This is a genomic window from Candidimonas humi, assembly GCF_019166065.1.
GTDB lineage: Bacteria > Pseudomonadota > Gammaproteobacteria > Burkholderiales > Burkholderiaceae_B > Candidimonas > Candidimonas humi.
The window spans coordinates 775,365-797,857 of sequence record NZ_JAHTBN010000001.1; the positions used below are offsets into that span (position 1 = coordinate 775,365).

A 22,493-nucleotide genomic window follows, 5' to 3' on the forward strand; every position below is an offset into this window, starting at 1 on the left:
CCTGGCGCCGCCAACCGTAAAGATCCATCGTGCCGTTGTCTTCGATTCGAGCGAAGACCAGGCTTCAGCCGGCTGCCCAAGTAAATGCGGCGGCTTTTAACGATGAAAATGATTATTATTTAAATAATACATATACGATATTTACGAAGTACTGAAAGCCTCCCGTTTTTCTGCCGGCGGCCGCCGGCAGCCCCGTCAACTCGGCATACGGAATCGGGCAATCACGCTGTCCAGCGCCCATACCGCCAGCATCGTCCCGCCCATCAGCGGGAAGATCACGCCCAAGGTCGTCAATCCGATCTTCCAGCGGCGCATCGTCGCCGGCGTGGGCAGCCGGGCGGGCGCGCCCAGCGCGCGAGGCGGGCGCCGCTTCCACCACATCACGAATCCGGTGACCGCAATGCTCGCCAGGCCCAGCGAAATCAGGGTGCAGATCAGTTGATTTGCCAGGCCGAAATAGCGGCCCATGTGCAGCGCCGTGCCATAGGAAACCGCCTTGGAGACGGCGCCGTAGTCTCGATAGCGGATGTCGCCGAGCACCTTGCCGCTGTACTGGTCGATGTGCAACACTCTTTCGCGCTTGGGGTCTGCGGGGAAATACGACACGGTATAGACGCCGGACGGGCTGGCGGGCAAGGCCAGGTCGTAGCCCGCGGTCAGACCATGGGCCCCGGCGATGGCGAGCACACGATTCAGCGATAGCGGCCTTGCGGCGGCGGAGCCGCCCTCCGGGGATTCCGGCACATGCGTGGCGCCCACCGCCCATGCGGTCTGCGGCAGAGGCAGATCGTCCATGACCATGCCGGGCATGTCACTATCGCCCATCGCCATGCCGGGCATATCGCCCATGCCGTGCCCGGCGTGGGCCGATGCGCCGGCACTCCCCTGCCCCGCCGGCGGCCCGCTATGCTTGTCCTGCCCCGGAATGACCGATCGCAGTGTCGTCCCGCCCCAGACCCCCGGCGGCGAGCCCAGGTCCACTTGCGTGGCCAGGGACTTGAAGTGCTTGCCCCAAGAGCCCGACCAGGGCAGCCCCGTGACGACGAAAGCCAGGGCGCCGGCCGCCAGCCAGATGCCCAATGCCGCATGCAGGCTTTTCCAGAACAGCCGGCCGCCCAGATCGAAACGAGGCCACAGCACGCCGCGCCAGGTAAACGCGCCGCGCGGCCACCATAGCGCGACACCGGTGCCTATCAGCACCAGCGTCCAGCATGCCGCCAGCTCCATGATCAACTCTCCCGGCTTGCCGAGCAGCAGCTTGCGATGGATCATCCGGTCGACCTGCATGAAGCGCCGGTCCACGCTCAGCGTGCCCAGCACCACGCCGGTGTAGGGATTGAGATAAACGCTGTATTTGTCGCCGTCCGGATAGCGGAAAACGAACTCCGCGCTGCGGGCGGGGTCCGCCTCGATGGTTGCGGTGGTGGCGCGCGAGCCCGGGGGCACCGCGGCGGCCGCCCGCGCCAGCAGTTCGTCTTCGCTCAGGCGCGGCGCGTTGACTGGGGCCACGACCAACCGGTGCGGATACAGCAAAGGTTCGATCTGCGGCTGAAAGCAATACAGCGTGCCGGTCACGGCCAGTATCACCAGGAAGGGCATGACAAACAGCGCGGCATAGAAATGCCAGCGCCAAAGCGTGCGATAAGCGGCATGCGCGGCGTTCGCCGGCCGCGCCGGGGATGCCGGATGCATCAAGGAAACAGAAACAGGCGTTTGCATGGAAAACCTCGCTGCCGGCATCAGAGCCGGATTTTCGCTTCGAAGTAAAAGGTGCGCCCCGGATAGGGGTGATAGACGAAATAGCGCTGGTCAAAGATGTTGTCGACGCCCAGGCTCAGGTCCACGTGGCGATTCAGGCGATAGCTGAACTTCGCGTCCGCCACGGTGTAGGTGCTGGTGCCGCCGAACACGTTCGGATTGCTGTCCTGGTTGGTCAGCGTGTTGTATTGGCGTCCCGAATAGCGGACGGCGCCGGTCAGCGCGGCGCGGTCATTGAAGTGATAGGTGGCGGCCAGGTTCGCGCGCCACAACGGGACACGGTAGAAATAATTGCCCACAGTTGCCGGGTTCTGCGCATTGGCCAGGATGCGCGACTGGGTGTAGGCCGCATTCGCCAGCAGGTCCAGGCCCTTGATGACTACGTCCTGCCCCTGATAGCTGACTTCGACGCCGCGCGATCGCACCAGGCCGATGTTCTGGAAGCTGGTCACATTGGGCAGCACGGTCGTGTCGGTCTGGCTGAAGATCGTATTCTTGACATCGTCCTGGAACAGCGACACGCGATACAGGCCATTGCCATGCGCCCACAACACGCTCAGCTCCTTGGACAAATCGTCTTCGGGCTGCAGGTTCGGGTTGTTGTTGACGAGATTCGTGCCAGTGATCCGGCCCTGGAACAGTTCTCCGACGGTCGGGAACCGATAGGCCCGGCCGATCGAGGCCCGCAGCGTCACATCGTCGGTAAGGTCAAACGACAGCGACGCCTTGGGCGAGACATGGCGCTGGCCGGCCTCGGGATACGGCAGGCGCACATCCCCCAGCGTCTGGGAGCCGCCATAGGCGCGCCAATCCTCGTAGCGCAGGCCATAGACCAGCTTCCAGCCCGGCAAAAAGCGCCACGCATCCTGGGCATAGAGCGCCTGCGTGCGGGTGTGGCCGGCATAGGCATTGTCGAGCGCATCGTGGTCGCCCACGCGCCAGTCCAGGCTGTCGTACGTGACATTCTGTGTGGCGTAGGTATCGAAGTGATAGCCGAACGTCAGCCAGTGCGCGCCCAGGCCTGCTCGCGGCGTCGCGGGCGTGTAGGTGGCCTGCAGGTCGGCGGTTTTCCAGCCCGTCCCATCGCCCAGGGTGACGGTGCCCGGTCCCACGCCGTCGCCCTGGTCGGCCTGGCGGCTTACGCTGTGGCTGACATCGTAATAGGACAGGATGGCGTGGCCGTTCCAGCCCGTCGCATGATGCGTTTTCAACGACAGGCCGTACAGCCAGTTCTCCGCCTCGCCGCTGCTCGGGGCCATGGCCGAGGCGGGTATCGCATATTCGTAGCCGCCGATATCGACCTTGCCCTGGTAGACGGGATTGCCCGCGGCGTCGCGCAAGAAGGTGCTATCGCCGTCGCGATAGCTGTCGCGCCAGTAGCCCAGGGTGAAGCCGCCTTGCACGAAGGGCGTGAAGTCGTATTGCAGCTTGAGCTTGAACTGATCCTGGACAGTGTGGACCATGCCTTCCCCGTTCACCCCCAGCACCGCGGTGCGCGCGCCGGTCTGGTTGTCATAGAACTTCGCGCCCGTCACCGGCACATCCGCGCTCGTGGCGGGGGTGGACGACAGCGGCAAAGTGGCGAACTGCAGCGGCTGGCTGGTGTTTTCCAGGTGGTTCGCGCCGATCAGGTACGAGAGCTTGCCCACCTTGTCGCCTATCGAGGCCGAAGTCTCGGAACCATTGAAGCTGCGATCGACGCCGAACAGATCGAAATGCTGGCTGAAGGCCTTCGTGTCGACGTTCGCCTCGAACGCGTCGGGCATGTGCGTGGTGATGAGCACTGTGGCGCCGAGCGAATTGCCCGGATACAGCGCCGAAAACGGTCCATAGGCGACATCCACCCGATCGATGTCGTCGGGAAAGGCCATCGACCAGCGCGGCGGGAAGGAATAGCTGTTGCCCAGCAGATTGCTGACCAGCAGCCCATCGACATACACCAGGCCGCGGGCGCTCTGGGTATTGCTGGTGCCGCGCACGGCGATGATGGAATTCTGGTCGCCGATGTAGCGCTTGCGCACCGCCAGATTGGGCAGATAGCTCAAGGCATCTTCGGTATTGACGATGTTCCGGTTCTGCAACTGGTCGCGCGTTACGGACTCTGTGGTCGAGGGTATGTTGGGGTCGGTGGCGGGCCGGCTTGCCCGGCTGCCGGTGACCGTGATGGCGGGCAGCACCTGCGACACGGCGGAATCCGCGGCGTACGCGGGCAGAGCGAGCGTAAAGAGCGGCCACAGGGCGCCCAGCGCCTGGCGCGCGGGCAGCCGGCCACGCCGTGGGCCAGCCCCGAAATGAATGTCTTGCATGCTTGTTCCTGGCGAATGAGGACGACCGCAATGGCGCCCAGCTGGGCGCTATTGCGGCATTGGGAACTCAAGGGATCAGGAAAAGCGCGGCGGGGCTCGGGGCCGGCCGGAAGGGAAGGCGCCTATCGGCGTGTAGCGGCGCATGGGCGGCAGCGCCAGCGCCAACAAGACCAGCAACAGCATGGAAGGCAGCGCGGGCGGCACCGAGGGCAAGGCCGCCTCGTGCATCATCAAGGTGCAATAGCCGCAATCGTCCAGGGCATGCGACCCCGAGTGCTTGCCCTGCTCATCGTGGTGGCCGTCCACCGACACGTTGATGGCCACGGGCGCCTGCCCGGGCTGGGCCGCCTCGGTACAAATCGACAGGGTCAGGCTCTGCGCGGCCGCCAGGCAGCGGCTGACCGTGGGCGCGCAAACGAGCAGCAGCATGGCGACTATGCCTAGCCACGCGACGAATCGTTTGCTGTGCGCTGAAATCATTGCCTGTTTTATGTTTGCTGCCCGACGTGGCGGCCGGCTGCGCCCCATGCATGGGGGCTCTCTTCTACATGGCGCCGCCACTTGCGAAATTCGATACATTCTACAGAAATTGCAAAGTATCGGCCGCCACGCCGGTTCCACGCGCCCTTTCCCGCCCCTGTGGCCGCGCCCTGGCCAGACGCGCCGCCGGTACGCGGGTATCATAGGCGTCTTTATGCAAGGCCGGCCGATTTGCGCGGGCCCATACCCCCATTCCATGAGCAATCGCACGCGCCTCATCCCCATCACGGTCGCCTGCCCCCTATTCCTGCAGAATCTGGACACCTCCATCATGGCGACGGCATTGCCGTCGATCGCCAGCTCGCTGGACGTCGAGGCGCTGCACCTGAATCTGGCAATTACCTCCTACCTGCTCAGCCTGGCGGTGTTCCTGCCCGCCAGCGGCTGGTGCGCCGACCGCTACGGCGCGCGCAGCGTATTCTGCGCCGCCATAGGCCTGTTTTCCTTCGGGTCCGCCTTGTGCGGCCTGGCGACCTCATTGCCCCAGCTCGTGCTGTTTCGCGTGATACAGGGCATGGGCGGCGCAATGATGGTCCCCGTCGGCCGCCTGATATTGTTGCGCAGCATCGCGCCCCAGGAAATGGTCGCGGCGATGGTGTGGTTCACGGTGCCCGGGGCGGTCGGCCGTGTCGCCGGGCCCTTGCTGGGCGGCATCATCGTGACGCTGGTTTCGTGGCGCTGGATCTTCCTGCTCAATATTCCCTTCGGCGTGCTGGGCATCCTGATGGCCCGCGCATTCATCACGGACACCCAGGAACGCATCAAGCAGCGCTTCGACATCGTCGGCTTCGTCCTGCTTTCCATCGGCCTGGTCGGCCTGGTAAGCGGGCTGGACACCGCCGGGCGCGGGCTGGTGCCGGGCAGCGTCACCGCGACGCTCACCACGGTAGGCGCCTTGTGCGTTTTTCTTTACTGGTGCTACACGCGCCGCGTCTCCAGCCCGGTCATCGACCCCGGCTTGTTCAGGTTCAGGGCATATCGCACCGCCGTGGCCGGCGGCATGCCGCTGCGCATCGCCCTGGGCGCGTCGCCCTTCCTGCTGCCGCTGATGCTGCAGCTTGGTTTCGGGCTGACTCCGCTGATGTCCGGCCTGCTTACCATGGCGACCGCGATAGGCTCGCTGAGCGTGCGCGCCATGCTCCGGGCCAGCATCCGGCGCTACGGCTTCAAGACCATACTGATCGCCTCGACCTTGCTTACGGGCGTCTTCTATGCGCTCTACGGCCTGTTCACCCCGAATACGTCGCACGCCCTGATCTTCGTCATCCTGCTGTTCGGCGGCCTGTTCAATTCGTTCGCGATGATCACCCTGAATACGCTGGGGTATTCCGATGTGCCGCAGAACCGCATGAGCCAGGCGACCGCATTGTCCAGCATGGCCCAGCAATTTGCGCTGAGCCTGGGCGTGGCGTTCGCCGCGTTCCTGGTCACCCTCACAGCCCGCTCGCACGGCCACGGGCCCGACGCATTGGGCGCCACGGACTTTTCCCCCGCGTTCATCGTGGTGGGGATCCTGACCTGGTGCTCGCTGTTCTACTTCTTCCGCCTGTCCCCCGACGAAGGGGCGGAGCTGCGCGGCGGCAAGCGAGGCTAGGCCGCGTCATCAGCCGCGGCGTGGAGGGCCGGACGGCGGCCCGATACGCCGGCCGCTACAGCGGCCACTGCTCCAGCGTCTGCACGAAACGGCTCAGCCAGGCATTGGTTTGATGGCCGTCCAGGGCGCGATGGTCGATGGTCAGCGACACATAGGCCATGGGGCGGATCTGGATGGCGTCGATGCCGTCTATCTCGCGCACCACGGCGCGCTTTTCCAGCTTGCCCACGCCGAGAATGGCGCTCTGCGGCTGGTTGATGATGATGGGCGAGGCAAAGAGCGAGCCCGATACCCCATGGTTGGATATGGTGAAGGTGCCACCACGCACGTCGCTGGCGTCCAGCGTGCCATTGCGCGCGGCCGCCGTGGCTTCCTGCAGCCGGCGGGCGATGCCGATCAGCGACAGGTTCTGCGCCTTGTGGATGACCGGGACCACCAGGCCTGCTTCTCCCAGGGCCGTGCCGATGCCGATGTTGATGTCGTCAAAGATTTCCAGCCCATCATCGTGCCAGCGGCTGTTGACGGCGGGAACCTCGCGCATGGCGGCCACGCAGGCGGCGACCAGATAAGCGGTGTAGGAAAGATTGACGCCCTCGGCGGCAAAGGCGGCCTTGTTCTGGTCGCGATGGCGCATGACTGCGGTCCAGTCGGCCTCGAACACCGCGGTGACATGCGGGGCGGCAGCCACTGAGGCGGCCATGTGCCGGGCGATCGCCAGCCGCATGCTGGAATGAGGCACTATGTGGGACGCTGGTCCCGCGACGGCGCCTTTTGCCGTGGCGGGACCAGCCCCTGCCTGGTCTGTTTCGACGCGCGCCGCAATCCCGCCCGGCTCGATGAGAGCAGAGTCCCGGCCGGTGCTTGCGGGCTCGGGCGCCGCACGATCCTGGCCGGCAGGTGTGCTTGCCGGCTCGGCCAGCGGCTTGGTCCGCTTGTCGTGCGCGGCCTGCATGTCGGCGCGGGTGACCCTGCCGCCGCGGCCGCTGCCGTGGACGGTGGCGGGGTCTATGCCGAATTCCTGTGCGGCACGACGCACCGAGGGCGAGTAATGCGCCAGGTACTTGGGGCTGAACGAGGGCTGCGCTTGCGGCGCAGCTTGCGCAGGAGTGCTTGCTTCAAGGCCGGCGCCGGCATGGGCTGTGCCATCGGCCGAATCTTCTTTCGGCGCGTGCGCCTGGGTGTCGATGCGCCCGAGCAAAGCCCCCGGTGCGGCATCGGCCCCGGCTGCGAGCAGGATCTCGACCAGTTGGCCCGACGCGGGCGAAGACACTTCCTGCGTGACCTTGTCGGTTTCCAGTTCGAGCAAAGGTTCGTCCAGCTCGATGGGCTCGCCGATCCGCTTGTTCCAACTGACGACAACCGCCTTGGTGCCCTCCTGCTCGAGCGGGACCACAATATCGACGATATGGCTCATGGCTCAAAATCCCAGCAATTCGATTATCTTGTCGCGGATGCGGTCCGCGGAAGGCACGGCCCAATCCAGCAGCACGGGATTGTGCGGGCTGGGAATGTCGGGCATGGTCAGGCGCGAGACTGGCGCGTCCAGGTCCATGAAGGCTTCGTCGGCGACGACGGCGGCGATCTCGGCCCCGAAGCCCGCAGTTCCCAGGTCTTCATGCACGATCAGGCAACGCCGCGTCTTGCGCACCGACGACAGCACCGCCTCGCGATCCCAGGGCATCAAGGTGCGCAAGTCGATGACGTCGGCGCTGTAGCCTTCGGCAGCCTGCTCGCAGCGAGGCACCATCGCGCCCCAGGTGACGATGGTGATCTGGTCGCCCTTGCGGCAGAAACTGGCCTTGCCGAAAGGCAGCACGTAGTCGTCGCCCGGATAGGGCCGGCGCGCCCAGCTGTGGTCCAGCATGGCGCGGTGTTCGAAAAAGATGACGGGGTCATTGCCGCGCAGCGATGCTCGCAACAGGCCGACGGCATCGGCGGCATTGGACGGCACGGCCACCTTCCAGCCGGGCTGGTGCACGAAAGCCACCTCGTTGGTCTGGCTGTGCCAGGGGTCTCCGCACTTGAAAAAACCGCCCGGGATTCTGACCACCATGGGCGCGGCGAAACGATTGTTGGTGCGCCAGCGCAAGGTGCCGCAATCGTTGATCTGCTCGGTGGCGGGTTCCGCGTACTTGCGAAACTGGATCTCCGGCACCGGCACCAGCCCGGCCAGGGCCATGCCCACGGCCCTGCCTATGATCCCCTCTTCCGAAAGCGAGGTGTCGAACACACGCCCGGAGCCATATGTTTTCTGCAGGCCCAGTGTCACCGCATGCACGCCCCCCTTGGGGCCCACGTCTTCGCCGAACAACACGATGCGGTCGTTGACGGAAAGCTCATGATCGAGGGTCCGGCGGATCGCCGTCACCATATTGATGCGCTGGCCGGCTTCCTGGGCCTGGCCGGTCGAGGCCGGCGCCCTGTAGCCATGGCGATGCTGGCCGCCCAGTTGCTGCAATTCCCCGTCGTAGAACACATGGCGGCACACGCTTTGCGGGTCGGCGACCGGACGCGACTCGGCCTGCTCGCGGGCAGCTTCGGTGGTGGCTTCGGCCCGCTCGGACAGGGTTTGCCAGGCTTGTTCGGACAGCACGTCGGGAACCAGATAATCCTTGAGCTTGGGCAAGGGGTCGCGTTCTAGCTCGGCCTGGATAGTGCCCGCGTCTTTGTAGCCCTGGGTATCCTGAAAACTGTGGCCTTCGAGCCGCGGCATCGTCAGCCGCAGCATGGCGGGCTTGCGCCGCGTGCGCACATACTCGACGGCATCGCGCGTCAGGCGCGCCGCCTCGCCGGGGTCCGTGCCGTCGCCGTCAAAGATGGTCAGGCCTTGCCAACTGGCCAGATTGGCGGCTATGTTGCCGCCCGGCGTCTGGAAGGTGGACGGCACCGAAATGCCGTAGCCATTGTCCTCGATGTAGAACAGCATGGGCAATTGCTGCGTGGTCGCGATGGTCAGGGCGGACCAGAAGCCGTTGGACGCGACCGAGCCATCGCCGCCCAGCACCACGGCGATATCGCTTGCGTAATCGCGATCGCCCAATGTATCTACATAGTATTTCAAGGCCTGGGCCCAGCCGGCGGTGGGCGTGTATTGCGCGCCGACCCCGCCGCACATGGGCAAAGCGCTCGCGCCGTTGGGGTTGGGATAGTTGAACACCACGCCGATATCGCGCCCGTCCGAATAGCCGCCGGCCCGGCCCATGGCCGAGCCCAAGGCGTCGGCAGGATTCACCCCCAAGGCCAGAAGCAGCGGGCGCGAACGATAGTAGCCGCAGGCGGCGTCGTGCTTGCCGGTCAGTTGCTTGCCCAGCAATATCTGGGCCATATCGTGGCCGCGGGCCGAGAATTGGTACAGCACCTTTTTCTGCGGCACGAGCCGGGTTTCTTCGATGCGATCCATGGCCCGCGAAAGCAAGACCAGATATGCGATCTGCTCCCAATCGATGGCGGAATCGGGCCTGGGGCGGGTGATGGATTTGAATGCGACCTGAGCCATATCGGAACCTCTAGCCTGATAGATTTCTATAGTGAAATGCTATCATTCCGATAGGATGATTTCCTTTCAATTTCCATATAAAACGCTTCCGTATTGAAACGTTTATTTCATATTAAAGAGAAAACATGGAAAATCTCGATTTGGACAATGTGGATCGCAGCATCGTGCGCGTCCTGCAGCGCCAGGCCGACATCAGCCAGTCGGCCCTGGCCGAGCAGGTAGGCGCCTCCGCCGCTTCATGCTGGCGGCGCATACGCAGGATGGAGGCCAAGGGCGTGCTGGGGGCCAACGTCAGGCTGGTCGATCCGGACTCGGTCGGGCGCGGCCTGAATGTCTTCTGCCAGGTGCGCATGAAAGAACACGACATGCGGGCGCGCAAGCAATTCGAACGCTTCGTGGAAAGCCACGAGGAGGTGCTGGAGTGCTACTCCACCACCGGCGAATGGGATTATTTGCTGCGCGTGGTCGTCGAGGACGTGCGCGATTACGAACGCTTGCTGATGGAACGCATCCTGGTTCACGAGGCCGTCGCCACCTCGTCCTCGAGCTTCGCGCTCAAGCGCGTCAAGTACACCACGGCGCTGCCGGTTTGAATATCGGCGCCCGCGCTCAGCCTGATCTTGGGAGCAGTGGCGCGATGGCGCCAGCGTACGCCCTCCCCTAGATCACCGTCGCGGCCGACTCCGACCATGAGCCGGAAATACGCGCGATGGCGGCGTTCCCTGGCAAGTTTCGCGGGCTGGGACTATCCGTTCCGGATAATGGGGGGCATTGGCATCGCCGCCTTGCCGACCGCCTGGCCGCGACGTTGATTGGCGCTTCATTGATCATCGGAGCCAATCTGCCGGTGACAAAATTCACGCGAGCCGCGAGCCGTGCTGTGCCGATGCCTTCCTCTGACATGGACGGCGTCTCACGGATCCGCAGAAGAGCCCAAACGAACTGGGCCGGCAGCTGCAAGGCAACGCTGGATGTCAGCTTGCCACACGGAGCCTGGCAAGCAGTCCATCCACCACCCATGGCACTCGCATCGTTACGCTCATAAGAGGGAAGATCACCCCCAGGGTCGTCAGCCCAACCCCTCATTCGCTCGCCAGCGCCACCACCGGGTCGAGCCGCGCGGCCTGGCGCGCCGGCATGAAGCCAAAGATGAGCCCTGTAGCCAGCGCGCAGCCGAAGGCCCCCAGGATCGCGCGTACCGAGAAGATCAGCGGCACATTCCAAAAGATCAGCGCCGCGCCGATGGCCAGGCCCAGCACCACGCCAGCGCAGCCGCCCACCAGCGAGACCATCACTGCCTCGGCCAGGAACTGGCGCTGAATGTCGCGCTGGCGCGCCCCAGTAGCCATGCGAATGCCGATCTCGCGCGTGCGCTCTTTTACTGTCATCAGCATGATGTTCATGACTCCGATGCCACCCACCAGCAGCGAAATCGCGGCGATCAACCCCAGCATCAGGGTCAGTGTGTTCTGCGTGTCTTCCTGGGCCTGGACAGCGGCGGCCTGGTTGTAGATGCGGAAATCCTTCACGTGATGCGCCGCCTGCAGTTGCGCAGTGATGGCCTTTTCCGTGGCGTCGGCCTTGGACAGATCGTCCACCAGCACCGAGATCCAGGAAAGATGGGTCTGGCCCAGCACACGGCGGCTGCCGGTGGAAAACGGCATCAGCACCACGTCGTCATCGTCCGAATCCCCGGTCACGGCACCCTTCTCGGCCAGTTCCCCGATTACCTGGAACGGCACATTGTTGACCAGCACGTACCTGCCCACGGCGTCGGTCTTGCCGAACAGGCGCTCGCGCACCTTTTTGCCCAGCAGCAGCACGGTCGCGAGATCCCGCTCGTCCTGCCAGGTGAAGAACACACCCCGCACCGGCTTCCAGTTCAGGATGCGCGGGGCATCTGGGGTCACCGACCACACCCGGGCCGCGGCATCCACGTTGCCGGCCCGCAGTGTCACCTGCCCCTGCAGGAACGGCATGGCCGCCGCCACATTGGGCACCGGCCGCAGCAGGGCCACATCGGATTCGGAGAGCGTGCCGCCCAAGCCCCGGGCGTTGTCGCCACCCGGCACGACGTACATGCGGTTGGTGCCGAACAGCGCCATCTTCTCGATGACCCGGGCCTGGGTGCCCATGCCGATGGCGAGCATGACGATCACCGAGGCCACGCCGATGACGATGCCCAGCAGCGTAAGCAGCGTGCGGTAGCGGTTCACGCCCAGTGTGCGCCAGGCCGAGGCCACGGCTTCGCGGGCGTCCATCCAGGCGCTGGCGGTACGGCCGACGCCAGCACGCATGCGCGCGGCGAACTCGCCGGACGACGGCAAAGCGGCAGGCGATGCCGCTCGCGGCGCGGCGGATGGCCCCCCTGCGGACGGCTCTTGTGCCGGCTGCGTATCGGCGATGATCCGGCCGTCCCGGATCTCGACGATCCGCCGCGCCCGAGCCGCCACGTCGCGGTCGTGGGTAATGAGAATGACCGTATGGCCCGCCCCAGCCAGTTCTTCGAGCAGGGCCATGACCTCGGCCCCGCTCTTGCTGTCCAGGGCGCCGGTGGGCTCGTCGGCCAGGATGACGTGGCCGCCGTTCATCAAGGCGCGAGCGATCGACACCCGCTGCTGCTGCCCGCCGGAAAGCTGGCTCGGCCGGTTTTCCAGGCGCTCGCCCAATCCCAGCCGCCGCAGCAGTTGCGCCGCCCGCGCGGCCCGCGCCTGCGCCGGCAAGCCGGCGTAGACGGCCGGCACCTCGACATTGCGCAGGGCATCCAGCGTGCGGATCAAATGGTAGCCCTGGAACACAAAGCCGAACGCTTCCCGGCGCAGCCACGCCAGTTCGTCGGCCGAGAAGCCGGCGATGTCCCGGCCGGCATAGCAGTAGGTGCCCGCGCCAGGACGGTCCAGGCAGCCCAGGATGTGCATCAGGGTCGACTTGCCCGAGCCCGAGGCGCCCATCAGCGCCACGAACTCGCCGGCGTGGATCGACAGCGAAATGCCGCGCAGCACCTCCACCGCCGCAGCACCGTCCTCGCCGCCGTAAGACTTCCGCACCTCGCGCAGTTCGATCAGCGGCACATCGACGAGCTGCGCACCGATACTTGGCCCGCCTTGCCTTACCACCGGAACCTCCCGGCGGCGGCGCGCTCATGGCGGATGCCGGTCACCAGCCGGTCGCCGGGCGCCAGGCCCGACAGCACCTCGGCCGTCAGGCGGTCATGCACGCCGATGCCGACCTCTCGGACCGCGATATCGCCGTCGGCGACCAGGACCCGCGCCGTGTACCTGCCCGGCGTGTCCGCGACGGCCTGCAGCGCGGTCAGCGGCGCCAGCACCACGCCATGTGCGGCGGCCTCGACGAAGAATACCTGCGCGCTCATCTGCGGCATCAGCGCGCCGTCGGCGTTGTCCACGTCGAACAGCACCGTGTAGAGCACCACCTTGCCGGCAGAGGGCGCCGAGGCAGCCTTTGAGGAGTCGGACGACGCAGATTCCGGCGGATTGGGCGGCGCAGGCAGGATCTGGCGCACCCTGCCCGTCCAGCGCCGGTCATCGCCCAGCGTGGTGAAGTACACCGGCATGCCAGGCCTGACGCGCCGCACGTCGGCCTCCGACACCTGGGTCCAGACCGTCATGGCGGACAGGTCGGCGATGCGCAGGATCTTCGGCGTCTGGTAGGTGGCGTTCAGCGTCTGGCCCTGCCGGGCATCGAGCGTGACGACCGTGCCGCTCATCGGCGCGTAGATACGGGTGTAGCCAAGCTGCGCCTGGTCGCCCTTGAGCGTCGAGGAGGCGCCTTCGATCTGGGCATGCAGGTCCGCCACGCGCGCCACGGCCACGCGCCAGCTTGCCCGGGCGCTGTCGACGTCCTGCCGGCTGACGGAATCCTGCGCCGCCAGCCGGCGCTGGCGGGCGTACTGCACCTGGGCCAGGTCGCGCTCGGCCTCCTGTTCGGCAAGCTGCGCGCGCAGGCTGTCGAGCGCGGCGCGATCCGCGTCGACCTTGGCCTGCTGCACCGCCGGGTCGATTTCCACCAGCAGCTCGCCCTTCTTCACCACGCTGCCCGCCTCGACGGCGATGCGGCGGATCTCGCCCGAGGCCTGCGCCCCCACGTCCACGTAGCTGCGCGGCTGCAAGGTGCCCAGTGCCGTAACACTGACCTCGATGTCGCCGCGCCCCACCGTGACGGTATCGACGACGGTGCGCACCCTGAACAGCATCCACCAGAGCGTGAAGGCCAGCAATAGCAGAAGGAGCACAACAGCCAGGCGCCGGGCCGGCACGATGGAACGCAACGAGGCAGGCATACTGCGCCTGCCTCTATCGGATCCGTTCGCAAATCGCGGCACAGACATGCGGAACCCGATTGCCCCGCTACATCTTATAGTGCAACGCAAGCAGCACTTTCGCGGGATTGCCGTAATAATTGCCGGCGGCGCCCGCAACCGTCGCGAAATACTTGCGGTCCAACAAGTTGGTGACGCTCACCGAGGCGGACAGTCTCTTCGAAAACTGGTAGCCCACCGTTGCGTCGACCGTCGCATAGCCCGGTGCAACAGTGTCGCCCGCGCCGTTCGAGAAATAGGTGCTGCTGGTTGCATACACCGCGCCGCCGACATTCCAATTGTGCAGTTGGCCGGGCAATTGGTAATTGGCCCACAACTTGAACTGATGCTTAGGCGTGAACGAGAACGGCGTGCTGGACGTTACGCTTTGGTCGAGGCTGCGCAGCGCCACATACGTATAGCCTGTCGACACAGTAAGACCGGGCAGGACCTCGCCGCTGGCGGTCAACTCGACGCCACGGCTGCGCGCGCGGCCCTGGGCAATGTAAAAGCCCTGATGCCCAGGGTCGGAGAAGGCCCGGTTGCTCTCGTCGATCTGGAACAGCGCGACCGAGGTATTCAGCTTGCCGCCGAAGTACTCGCCTTTCAGGCCGATTTCGTATTGCTTTCCGGTCACGGGCTTGATCATCTGGCCGTCATAGGAAAAGAACGAAGTCTGCGGCTTGTAGATCGATGTATAGCTCGCATACGCGGAATAGATGTTATTGATGTCATAGACAAGGCCCACGAGCGGCGTGATTTTCGGCCCCGCCCGATCATGCGAATAGGTTTCGCCAAACTGGTTGTAGTAGGGATCGGCATTCGGCGTCAGCGTGTTGTCCCACCATGTGGCGCGCCCGCCGACAATCAGCGTCAGCGGATCGAGAATATTGAAGCGGGCGTTGCCATAGACCCCGTACTGGTTGGTCACAGTCCGGAAATCGTTCTGTGGGCCGCCGGCAAAATCGTTCGAATAGACCGACGTGTCGAAGATGCTCGTGAAGAAATCCCCCCACATGTCGAGCCCGCTTGCCGGGTTGATAAAGTATTGTGTCGAGCGGTCGGATTGATGCAGATAGTTCGCGCCTATCGTCAACTGATGCTTGCGGCCGAACAGCATGAATGGCCCGCTCGCGTATGCGTCCACGGCATCCTGCGTGTTCTGGTCCTTGTAGTTGTAGCTGTACGGGTTGCCGTCGTACGTAACCGGATCGACATACGAACCCGGAACCCCATTCATGAAATGCTGGCTGGACTGCACGTGGTTGTATGCGAGTTTCGCGACCCAGCCACCGGACAGCTTCTGCTCGATCCCGGCAAAGATGTTCGTCTTTTCGGCCGACAAGTGGTCCCAGTCCGCGCCGATATACTGGTCGCGCGGCGCCGCGACGATCGAATAATCTTCATATGTCGGCAGCCCGTACATGATGTGGCCGGACTGCTTCGAATAGCTCATGCCGATACGGGCGGTCGTCGTCGGCGTCAAGTCCGCTTCCAACGTGCCGTATAGCTGCTGGTCTCGCTGCCAGGATCCTTCCTGCATCAAATGCTGGTCGTGCTGCATCGCCACCAGCCGGCCGCGCAATGTACCCGCATCGTTCAATGGGCCGCCGACGTCGATTTGTCCACGATGGTCGGCGTAAGTGCCTACCGACACGTCCGCCGAGGCCTGGAATGTCGAGGGCGCGCGCTTGCGCACGAGATTGATCGCACCGCCATCCCCACCGAAACCGTTGAACAGCCCGGCAGGCCCGCGCAGCACTTCGACACGGTCGAACATCGCGATATCGTCGGCGACCATCGCGCTGCCGCTCTGCGGAATGGTTGTCGGCACGCCGTCCAGTTGGAAAGCCGTGATCGGGAACCCGCGCACCAGATAGCTAGTGGCGTTGGGATTGGCAAGCGCCACGGCCACGCCCGGCGCATACCGCAGCACATCATCGACCGAGGTCGCATTCTGGGCCTGGATCTGTTGCTGGGTGATTACGCTGACCGAACTCGGAATCTCCCGCTGCGTCAACGGCATCTTGGACCCCACCGACATGGGGGGATTGAGCCGCTCGGCCTCCGACTCGGCGGTTCCGAGCACGGTCACCGCCGGCAAGGTGGCCACATTCCCATTGACCTTGGAGACCGGCATAGGCCTCAATGTGTATTCTCCATTATTGTCACGGACTGCTTGCAGGCCGGTTCCGGACAGCAGCCGGCGCAGAGCGTCGCCGGCGGTGTAGTCGCCCCGCAAACCGGGGCTGGTCAATCCCGAAGTCAGTGCCGCGTTGACGGATATGGACTCACCGGACTGCCGGCCGAAGCGCCCCAGCGCCTGGTCCAGCGAGCCGGACGGAATATCGAAACGATGGCGCGATTCGGCCGCCGCGGCCTGCGTGCTTTGGGCCTGGGAAAACACAGGAAGCGCCCAAGCCATGGCGCTCATCGACACCCACAGCACGGCCTGTGCAACAGGCGCCCGCGAATGCCGTGCCCGCGTGGCGGGACGGCACACGCCCGCATCACGGTGCCTGCGGGATGTCGGCGAAAAAGACGGATGTGCCCGGCGAACAGCCATAATGCGGATTCCTCGGTAGATGCTTGTTGTCAGGAAAAGCGCCGACGAGGAATGGATGAAAGACAATTCCCGGGGGCTTCTAAAGAGGAAGCCGCATGAGATCGAAAAACCTGCCAGGCAATTTGTAATTTAATGTATCTACCGTCTACCCGGAGCCCAGGCAGCGTAAGCACAACGAATCATCGGGCAGCCACCGTCACCCAGTAGCGGGTGTAACGGACTATCCGTACGGGCAGACGCCGCTCCAGCGAGTCGAGTATCCGTTCCGTCGCATCGGGGCTGTCCAGAGGCCAGACACCGGTAATACGCAGGTTCGCCACTTCCGGCGCGCAGCGCAGCCTTCCATGGCGGTAGCGGCTCAATTCGGCGACAAAGTCGGCCAGCCTCATGCCCTCGGCGGAGAACATGCCACGGATCCACCCCTGTCCATCTTCGTCCAGCACTACAGGCGTCTCGATATGGTTGGACGTGAAACGCACTTGTTGGTGGGCTTGAACGAGCAACGACCCTGCGTGCATCGCACGAACCTGGACGGCGCCTTCGGTCACGGCAAGCTGGGTGTAGCGCCGGTCGCCGGCATCGGCGTCGCGCCGCACCGTGAATCGGGTCCCGATGGGCCTCAATTCTCCATCAGCCGTGGCGACAATGAACGGCCGGCGCCCGGGATCCTTGGCCGTCGCAACCATGATCTCGCCGCTGCGCAGAACAATGCGGCGTTCGCTGGCGCCAAAACGCAATTCGACGGCAGTCGCAGTGTTCAATAACAGCCGCGTTCCATCCGCAAGCACCATACTGCGGCGCTCGCCGGTCGGCGTGTGCACATCCGAGAACGCAATGGCGAGCTCGCTGCGCCAAGGAACCTGATCCTGGAAGAGATAAAGACCGGCGCCGCCCGCGCCGATCCATGCCAGTCGCTTGAACGCCCGGCGCCGGCTGGAAAAAGAGGCTGCCCGTGCCAGCGTCGCCCGGGCAAGGGCCGGAGCGACACGCGCTGCGCTGCCCTGCAAGCGGGTGCCCAAGTGCTCGAGGCGCGCCCAGGCCTGGGCATGATCGGGGTGGGCCGCCCGCCAGCGGCCGAATTCCGCCCGGTCCCGAGCTGTCGCTGTGCCCGATGCAAGCCGCACATACCAGGCAACGGCCCGTTCTACGATAGCCTCGGGAATATGCCCGCTTCCGGACTCGCCCGCCACGGCAGGGGCAGCACCGGGGACTGCGTCATCCAAAGGGGAACGGGCAGAATCTTCCATCAGCGAGCAAGACCGTCAGCCATTGATGTACAGCGCCTTATAGCACTGTGCCATGGCTCGGGTCATGGCCTTTTGCACCACGTTGACGGTGATGCCGAGGCGAACGGCGATCTCTGGGTATGTCAAACCGTCGATCTGGGAAAATAGAAAGACTTCACGGACGCGAGTAGGCAAACCATCGAGCAAGGCGGCAATCTCTTCCAGAGTTTCCAGGATCAAAGCACGCTGCTCTAGGGACGGTACGACCGCTTCCGCCTGCACTGCCAGCGTGTCCAGCCAAGCCTGTTCGAGCGCCTTGCGGCGCCAGTGGCTGACGACCAGGCCGTTGGCAATGGTGGTGAGATAAGCTCGCGGCTCGCGGATAGCCCCCTGTTCCCGTCCACGAAGCACGCGCACGAAGGTGTCCTGCGCCAGGTCGGCCGCGTCGAACGCATTGCCGAGCTTGCGGCGCAGCCATCCCTGCAGCCACCCATGATGGCTGTAGTAAAGAGTCTCGACGCTGGGTGAAGATGCCTGATCTGGCACGGACCGATCCCTGGTGTCCGCCCAGGGCAGCACCAATCTAAATAAGAATTAATATCAATTATCGCCATTAGAGAAGATTTTTGCAACGCCACGCCACACATCTGACTGGGCTCGTCAAATCAACAGCATCCGGCCAAACAACTCGGACAGCCGGCGACAGATCTGTTCCGCATCGCGCGGCTCGCCCGCAATCGCATCATCGACCATGCCGTGCATGCCGTCGAAAATCACGATCGCAGCGGCGCGCGTGTCGGACAGCTTCCATGCGCCCGCCGCCGCCCCCGCGGCGAGAAGTTCCCCGAGCTGCGCGAGGACGATCTCCTTGTCCTTCACGTTGCGATTGCCGGGACGGAACTCGTGGAACACAACGTCGTGCAGTTTGTAATTGGCGATATACGCCTGGACCGTCCCACGCAGCCACGCGGCGAACCGCGCGCGGTGGTCATCCGCCGGACAGGATGCCACGGCCTGCGCCACCTGGTCGGTGAAATCCCGCGAAAAGCGTTCGCGCAATGCCACGATGACATCTTCCTTGGTTTCGAAGTAATGATAGAAGGTGCCTTTGCCGACGCCGGCCCGCTCCACAATGTCGTTGACGGTCGTAGCCTCGATGCCCTTGGCGATGAATAGCTCCGCGGCCGCCGACATCAGGTCGCCCACCCGCACTTCCGCGGGAAGTATGCGTCTGGTCCGGCTGCGGCGAATTCGAATGAGTCCGCCGGTTTTTTCTCTGGTTGCCATTTTCCGGCCTCCTCCATGCATTTCGACCATCGGTCAATGAAATCAATATTACATCATTACTTCAATAGCTTATAGATATTGACCGACGGTCGGTCTAAAGACTAATATGCTTGAAAACCAGGAACTTGGAAGCTGACCCATGATTACCCGCCGCCCTTATGCCGTCGCCGCCGTCTATCTCGGAACTTTCATGGCTTCGCTCGCCATCAGCATCGTGAGCGTTGCGCTCCCCGCCATCCAGGCGGACCTGGGAATCAGCCTGTCCGGCCTGCAGTGGGTGGTCGGCGCCTATACACTGTGCCTGTCGGCATTCATGCTGTCGGCCGGGCCGCTGGCGGATCGCTACGGCCGCAAGCGGACCTGGCTCGGCGGCGTCGCGGTGTTCACCTTTGGCTCGATCATTTGCTCGCTGGCACCATCACTGGCCATGCTGATTGCCGGAGGCGCCATGCAAGGAGTCGGCGGCGCGCTGGTAATTCCCGGTGCGCTGTCAATTCTCACGCAGGCCTTTCCGGATCCGGTCCAGCGTGCGCATGTCATTGGCGGCTGGTCGTCTTTCAGCGCAATCTCGCTGATCCTCGGACCGATGCTGGGCGGCGTGCTGGTGGATCATGTCGGCTGGCCCAGCATCTTCCTGGTCAACCTGCCGATCGGCGCCCTGACGATAGGCCTGGGGCTCTGGAGCGTACAGGAAAGTGCGAACCCCGATCACGCTGCGCTCGATCCCTCCGGCCAGGCGCTGTCCGTCATTTTCCTGGGCGTCCTGACCTATGCCCTGATCAGCGCCGGCCACGAGGGCTGGGATGCTGGGCCGACGCTCGCGGCCCTGCTCGCCGCCGTGGTGGCGTTCGTCTTGTTCATAGCCGTGGAGTTGCGCTCGAGCCGCCCGGTGCTGCCGGTCGACTTGTTCCGGCGCGGCGATTTCGCCTGCACCAACTTCGCCTCCTTCGTGCTTGGGTTTTCAGGCTACAGCAGCCTGTTCCTGTTTTCCCTGTTCCTGCAGCAGGCGCAAGGCTGGTCTGCGACGCAAACCGGCTGGCGCATGGCGCCCGTATTCCTGGCGATGGGGATCGTTTCTCCGTTTTTCGGCAGGCTCTCCAAGCGCTATGGCACAGGCCGCCTGATGATCGTCGGCTACATCTTGCTCGGCCTTTCGATGCTGGCCATGGCCGCGTTTACATCCGTCACGCCCTACAGCATCATCGCGCTTTGCTTTGCGTTGCTGGGAATTTCCCTCGGCCTGACAGTCCCGGCGACGGGAGCCGCAGCGATGGCCAGCGCCCCGCGCGAGCGTACGGGCGCCGCATCGGCAACGATGAATGCGCTGCGGCAAGGCGGCATGACCATAGGCATCGCGCTGCTCGGAACCTTCATGAGCGTGCGGGCCGTCGCATCGCTGGGCGGCGTGTTATCGAGCATGGGGCTGCCCGGGGCCGCCGCACTCGCCGGCACCGCAGTTCATCGTCACGAAAGGCCCGCGACGCTGCATATCGCGCCTGACCTGTTCAAGAGACTCCTTGAAGACGCCTATGCACACGGCTTCGGCATTGCGGCCGCATCCGCCGGCATCCTGGGGCTGGTTGCGGCGACAGCGCTTGTCGTTACCGCCCATCGGGCCGCGCGTGCGGATCAACCTGCAACCATAGGACTCGAGTAGGGTTAGGCGGGAAACAACATCGCCACCATCAAGAACGTGCCCTCGGCTATGTGTCCGCACCGCGGGGTATTGGGCGCGCCGTCGCGAATCGCTCGACACGATCGGCAAACGTCCTGCGCCGTGCAAACCACAGATACAGGCCGCTGCACAGCACCACGATGGTGATGAGATCGAGCAACGCCCAGATGATCTTCAGCGGCAGGCCGCCATAGTCGCCGAAGTGCAGCGGGCGAGAGACCTCCAGTACCCGCAAGTACCAGGGCATTTTCACGACCGCCGTCAGCGACCCGTTGCGGGCATCCACCAGCACCGGGGTGAAAAGCCGCGAAGTCAATGTGCTGCTGCCGTGGCCCCAAAGCAAGTAATGATAGGGGCTGCCGCCCTCGGCGCCGGGATAGGTGATACCGGTGAACGTCGTGCTCGGCGCCGCGCGCCGAGCCGTGTCGTAGGCGGCCTGAACCGAGCTCAATCCGGCCTGGGGCGGCATGGGCTCGTTTCGATAGGACTGCAGCAGGGCCTTGACATCGGTGTGCTGCCAGACCGCGAACAAGGGCGTGGACAGTTCGTTCATCAGGCCCGTGGCCCCTACCACGAAGGCCCAGGCCAGCGTCACGGCACCCAGGAGGTTATGCAGGTCCAACCATTTCAGGCGCCGGCTGCGGCCCGAACGCACCGTGCCGAAATCGAGCTTTCTCATGAAGGGACCGTACAGCACTACGCCGGACACGATTGCGGCGACGAACAGCGCCGCCATCGCCCCCAGGAATAGCTCGCCGGCCAAGCCGGCGAACAGGTCCATATGCAAGCGCAGCATCCAATCCATGAAGCCCAGAGGCCGCTGGCCGATCGGCTTGGATTGCTCCAGCACCTGGGCCGTGCGCACGTCGAAGCGTATGAAGTGCCCGGACTTCGGATCGCGCTTGGCCGCTTCGAACGACGGCGCCATCCAGACGTATGCCTGCGGCTCGTCGTCGTCCACGAAGATCGAGGTCACGACTTCCTGTGGATACAAGGCGCGGGCGGACGAGGCCAGCTCGTCGAGGCTGGCGTTCGGCGTACCCTCAGGCAGTTGCACATAGGTGTGGGGTTCCAGCCAGTCGTGGATTTGCTCGGAAAAAACCAAAGGCAGGCCGGTGACGCAAATCACCAGCAAAAAGACGGTGCAGATCAAACTAGACCATTTATGCGTAAGCGCCCAGCCCCTATGTATTGAGGGAGACATACTCGTGTCCGACAAACCAATTAAAAATCTATCGTAGCCGAAAGCATGAAGGTGCGCGGAGCGCCGAGCGTAATCGTGCCCGGGGAGTTGACGCCCTCCCAATAGTTCTTGTCGAACAGATTGTGGATACCGGCGCGGAAAACGACCGGGGTCGCGCTGACCTTCGTGGCGTAGCGCGCACCGATGTCCACGCGGGTCCAATTCGGTATCTTGAGCTTGTTGGCGTTGTCGACGTACTGCGAACTGGTGTTGATGACACGGCCCGAAAGCGTCAAGCCGGCTACGCCGGGCATATCCCACTCGACACCCAGGTTGGTCGCCCAAGGCGCGGCCCCCGGCGCCGCATTCCCATCGTAGGCTCCGCCCTGCGTCCTGGTGAGGCCGATGAATGCAGTTTGGCTCTTCCTCATGAACGGGGGACAAGCGGTATTCATTAAACTTGTTTTTGCGAAGAACGAGCTTAATGGAGCGAATACCGATGTCCCCAGTAGATTCTATCTTAGGAATCCGAGATGTATTCATA

General features: G+C 64.2%; 16 protein-coding genes. 3 read left to right on the top strand and 13 right to left on the bottom strand.

All coding sequences use genetic code 11. From position 1 onward, the window contains the following. Nucleotides 1-195 precede the first annotated feature (195 nt). From KVP10_RS03370 to KVP10_RS03380, 3 genes are all read right to left on the bottom strand, one after another. Nucleotides 196-1,719: a PepSY-associated TM helix domain-containing protein gene (locus tag KVP10_RS03370; protein ID WP_425514637.1), complete on the bottom strand. Its 1,524-nt coding sequence runs from the start codon at nucleotides 1,717-1,719 to the stop codon at nucleotides 196-198. 20 nt (nucleotides 1,720-1,739) lie between these two features. After that, nucleotides 1,740-4,064, bottom strand: coding sequence for a TonB-dependent receptor (locus KVP10_RS03375; protein WP_217963020.1), 2,325 nt, complete (start codon nucleotides 4,062-4,064; stop codon nucleotides 1,740-1,742). A 75-nt stretch (nucleotides 4,065-4,139) separates the two neighbouring features. Next, complete coding sequence (locus tag KVP10_RS03380; protein WP_217963021.1) at nucleotides 4,140-4,544, bottom strand: DUF2946 domain-containing protein; 405 nt, start codon at nucleotides 4,542-4,544, stop codon at nucleotides 4,140-4,142. Nucleotides 4,545-4,800: 256 nt separating this feature from the next. Between KVP10_RS03380 and KVP10_RS03385 the strand changes: the two genes are divergently transcribed. After that, the gene (locus KVP10_RS03385; RefSeq protein WP_217963022.1) at nucleotides 4,801-6,198 is read left to right on the top strand and encodes an MFS transporter; all 1,398 of its coding nucleotides are present in this window, start codon (nucleotides 4,801-4,803) and stop codon (nucleotides 6,196-6,198) included. A gap of 55 nt (nucleotides 6,199-6,253) precedes the next feature. On the opposite strand, the gene KVP10_RS03390 is transcribed toward KVP10_RS03385, so the two are convergent. Together KVP10_RS03390 and KVP10_RS03395 are read right to left on the bottom strand one after the other, a co-directional pair. After that, entirely contained in the window at nucleotides 6,254-7,612 is a 1,359-nt protein-coding gene (locus KVP10_RS03390) for a dihydrolipoamide acetyltransferase family protein (protein WP_217963023.1), read from the bottom strand. 3 nt (nucleotides 7,613-7,615) lie between these two features. Then, the gene (locus KVP10_RS03395; RefSeq protein WP_217963024.1) at nucleotides 7,616-9,694 is read right to left on the bottom strand and encodes an alpha-ketoacid dehydrogenase subunit alpha/beta; all 2,079 of its coding nucleotides are present in this window, start codon (nucleotides 9,692-9,694) and stop codon (nucleotides 7,616-7,618) included. Nucleotides 9,695-9,819: 125 nt separating this feature from the next. On the opposite strand from KVP10_RS03395, the gene KVP10_RS03400 reads away from it, so the two are divergent. Then, complete coding sequence (locus tag KVP10_RS03400; protein WP_217963025.1) at nucleotides 9,820-10,287, top strand: Lrp/AsnC family transcriptional regulator; 468 nt, start codon at nucleotides 9,820-9,822, stop codon at nucleotides 10,285-10,287. A 489-nt stretch (nucleotides 10,288-10,776) separates the two neighbouring features. On the opposite strand, the gene KVP10_RS03405 is transcribed toward KVP10_RS03400, so the two are convergent. The 6 genes from KVP10_RS03405 to KVP10_RS21375 form a co-directional block, all read right to left on the bottom strand. Further along, nucleotides 10,777-12,765, bottom strand: coding sequence for a MacB family efflux pump subunit (locus KVP10_RS03405; RefSeq protein WP_343218680.1), 1,989 nt, complete (start codon nucleotides 12,763-12,765; stop codon nucleotides 10,777-10,779). 38 nt (nucleotides 12,766-12,803) lie between these two features. Beyond that, nucleotides 12,804-13,994: an efflux RND transporter periplasmic adaptor subunit gene (locus tag KVP10_RS03410; protein WP_217963026.1), complete on the bottom strand. Its 1,191-nt coding sequence runs from the start codon at nucleotides 13,992-13,994 to the stop codon at nucleotides 12,804-12,806. Nucleotides 13,995-14,061: 67 nt separating this feature from the next. Then, complete coding sequence (locus tag KVP10_RS03415) at nucleotides 14,062-16,578, bottom strand: TonB-dependent siderophore receptor (RefSeq protein WP_217963027.1); 2,517 nt, start codon at nucleotides 16,576-16,578, stop codon at nucleotides 14,062-14,064. Between the two features lie 179 nt (nucleotides 16,579-16,757). Beyond that, nucleotides 16,758-17,825 (bottom strand): FecR domain-containing protein, encoded by a 1,068-nt coding sequence (locus KVP10_RS03420; protein ID WP_217963028.1) that lies wholly within the window; start codon nucleotides 17,823-17,825, stop codon nucleotides 16,758-16,760. 15 nt (nucleotides 17,826-17,840) lie between these two features. After that, nucleotides 17,841-18,350: a sigma-70 family RNA polymerase sigma factor gene (locus tag KVP10_RS03425; RefSeq protein ID WP_217963029.1), complete on the bottom strand. Its 510-nt coding sequence runs from the start codon at nucleotides 18,348-18,350 to the stop codon at nucleotides 17,841-17,843. A gap of 114 nt (nucleotides 18,351-18,464) precedes the next feature. After that, on the bottom strand, nucleotides 18,465-19,091 hold the full coding sequence (locus KVP10_RS21375) for a TetR/AcrR family transcriptional regulator (protein WP_217963030.1): 627 nt from the start codon (nucleotides 19,089-19,091) through the stop codon (nucleotides 18,465-18,467). A gap of 139 nt (nucleotides 19,092-19,230) precedes the next feature. On the opposite strand from KVP10_RS21375, the gene KVP10_RS03435 reads away from it, so the two are divergent. After that, the gene (locus tag KVP10_RS03435; protein WP_217963031.1) at nucleotides 19,231-20,748 is read left to right on the top strand and encodes an MFS transporter; all 1,518 of its coding nucleotides are present in this window, start codon (nucleotides 19,231-19,233) and stop codon (nucleotides 20,746-20,748) included. 46 nt (nucleotides 20,749-20,794) lie between these two features. On the opposite strand, the gene KVP10_RS03440 is transcribed toward KVP10_RS03435, so the two are convergent. Further along, nucleotides 20,795-21,970 carry a PepSY-associated TM helix domain-containing protein gene (locus tag KVP10_RS03440; RefSeq protein ID WP_217963032.1) on the bottom strand — a complete coding sequence of 392 codons (1,176 nt, stop codon included), beginning with the start codon at nucleotides 21,968-21,970 and terminating at the stop codon, nucleotides 20,795-20,797. A 20-nt stretch (nucleotides 21,971-21,990) separates the two neighbouring features. Next, a complete protein-coding gene (locus tag KVP10_RS03445; protein ID WP_217963033.1) occupies nucleotides 21,991-22,380 on the bottom strand; it encodes a TonB-dependent receptor domain-containing protein in 390 nt (129 codons plus the stop codon). Between the last annotated feature and the right edge of the window lie 113 nt (nucleotides 22,381-22,493).

Coding starts and splice junctions, on each gene's coding strand:
- KVP10_RS03370 (WP_425514637.1), bottom strand. CDS start 1,719: ATGCAAACGCCTGTTTCTGTTTCCTTGATGCATCCGGCATCCCCGGCG.
- KVP10_RS03375 (WP_217963020.1), bottom strand. CDS start 4,064: ATGCAAGACATTCATTTCGGGGCTGGCCCACGGCGTGGCCGGCTGCCC.
- KVP10_RS03380 (WP_217963021.1), bottom strand. CDS start 4,544: ATGATTTCAGCGCACAGCAAACGATTCGTCGCGTGGCTAGGCATAGTC.
- KVP10_RS03385 (WP_217963022.1), top strand. CDS start 4,801: ATGAGCAATCGCACGCGCCTCATCCCCATCACGGTCGCCTGCCCCCTA.
- KVP10_RS03390 (WP_217963023.1), bottom strand. CDS start 7,612: ATGAGCCATATCGTCGATATTGTGGTCCCGCTCGAGCAGGAGGGCACC.
- KVP10_RS03395 (WP_217963024.1), bottom strand. CDS start 9,694: ATGGCTCAGGTCGCATTCAAATCCATCACCCGCCCCAGGCCCGATTCC.
- KVP10_RS03400 (WP_217963025.1), top strand. CDS start 9,820: ATGGAAAATCTCGATTTGGACAATGTGGATCGCAGCATCGTGCGCGTC.
- KVP10_RS03410 (WP_217963026.1), bottom strand. CDS start 13,994: ATGCCTGCCTCGTTGCGTTCCATCGTGCCGGCCCGGCGCCTGGCTGTT.
- KVP10_RS03415 (WP_217963027.1), bottom strand. CDS start 16,578: ATGGCTGTTCGCCGGGCACATCCGTCTTTTTCGCCGACATCCCGCAGG.
- KVP10_RS03420 (WP_217963028.1), bottom strand. CDS start 17,825: ATGGAAGATTCTGCCCGTTCCCCTTTGGATGACGCAGTCCCCGGTGCT.
- KVP10_RS21375 (WP_217963030.1), bottom strand. CDS start 19,091: ATGGCAACCAGAGAAAAAACCGGCGGACTCATTCGAATTCGCCGCAGC.
- KVP10_RS03435 (WP_217963031.1), top strand. CDS start 19,231: ATGATTACCCGCCGCCCTTATGCCGTCGCCGCCGTCTATCTCGGAACT.
- KVP10_RS03440 (WP_217963032.1), bottom strand. CDS start 21,970: ATGTCTCCCTCAATACATAGGGGCTGGGCGCTTACGCATAAATGGTCT.
- KVP10_RS03445 (WP_217963033.1), bottom strand. CDS start 22,380: ATGAGGAAGAGCCAAACTGCATTCATCGGCCTCACCAGGACGCAGGGC.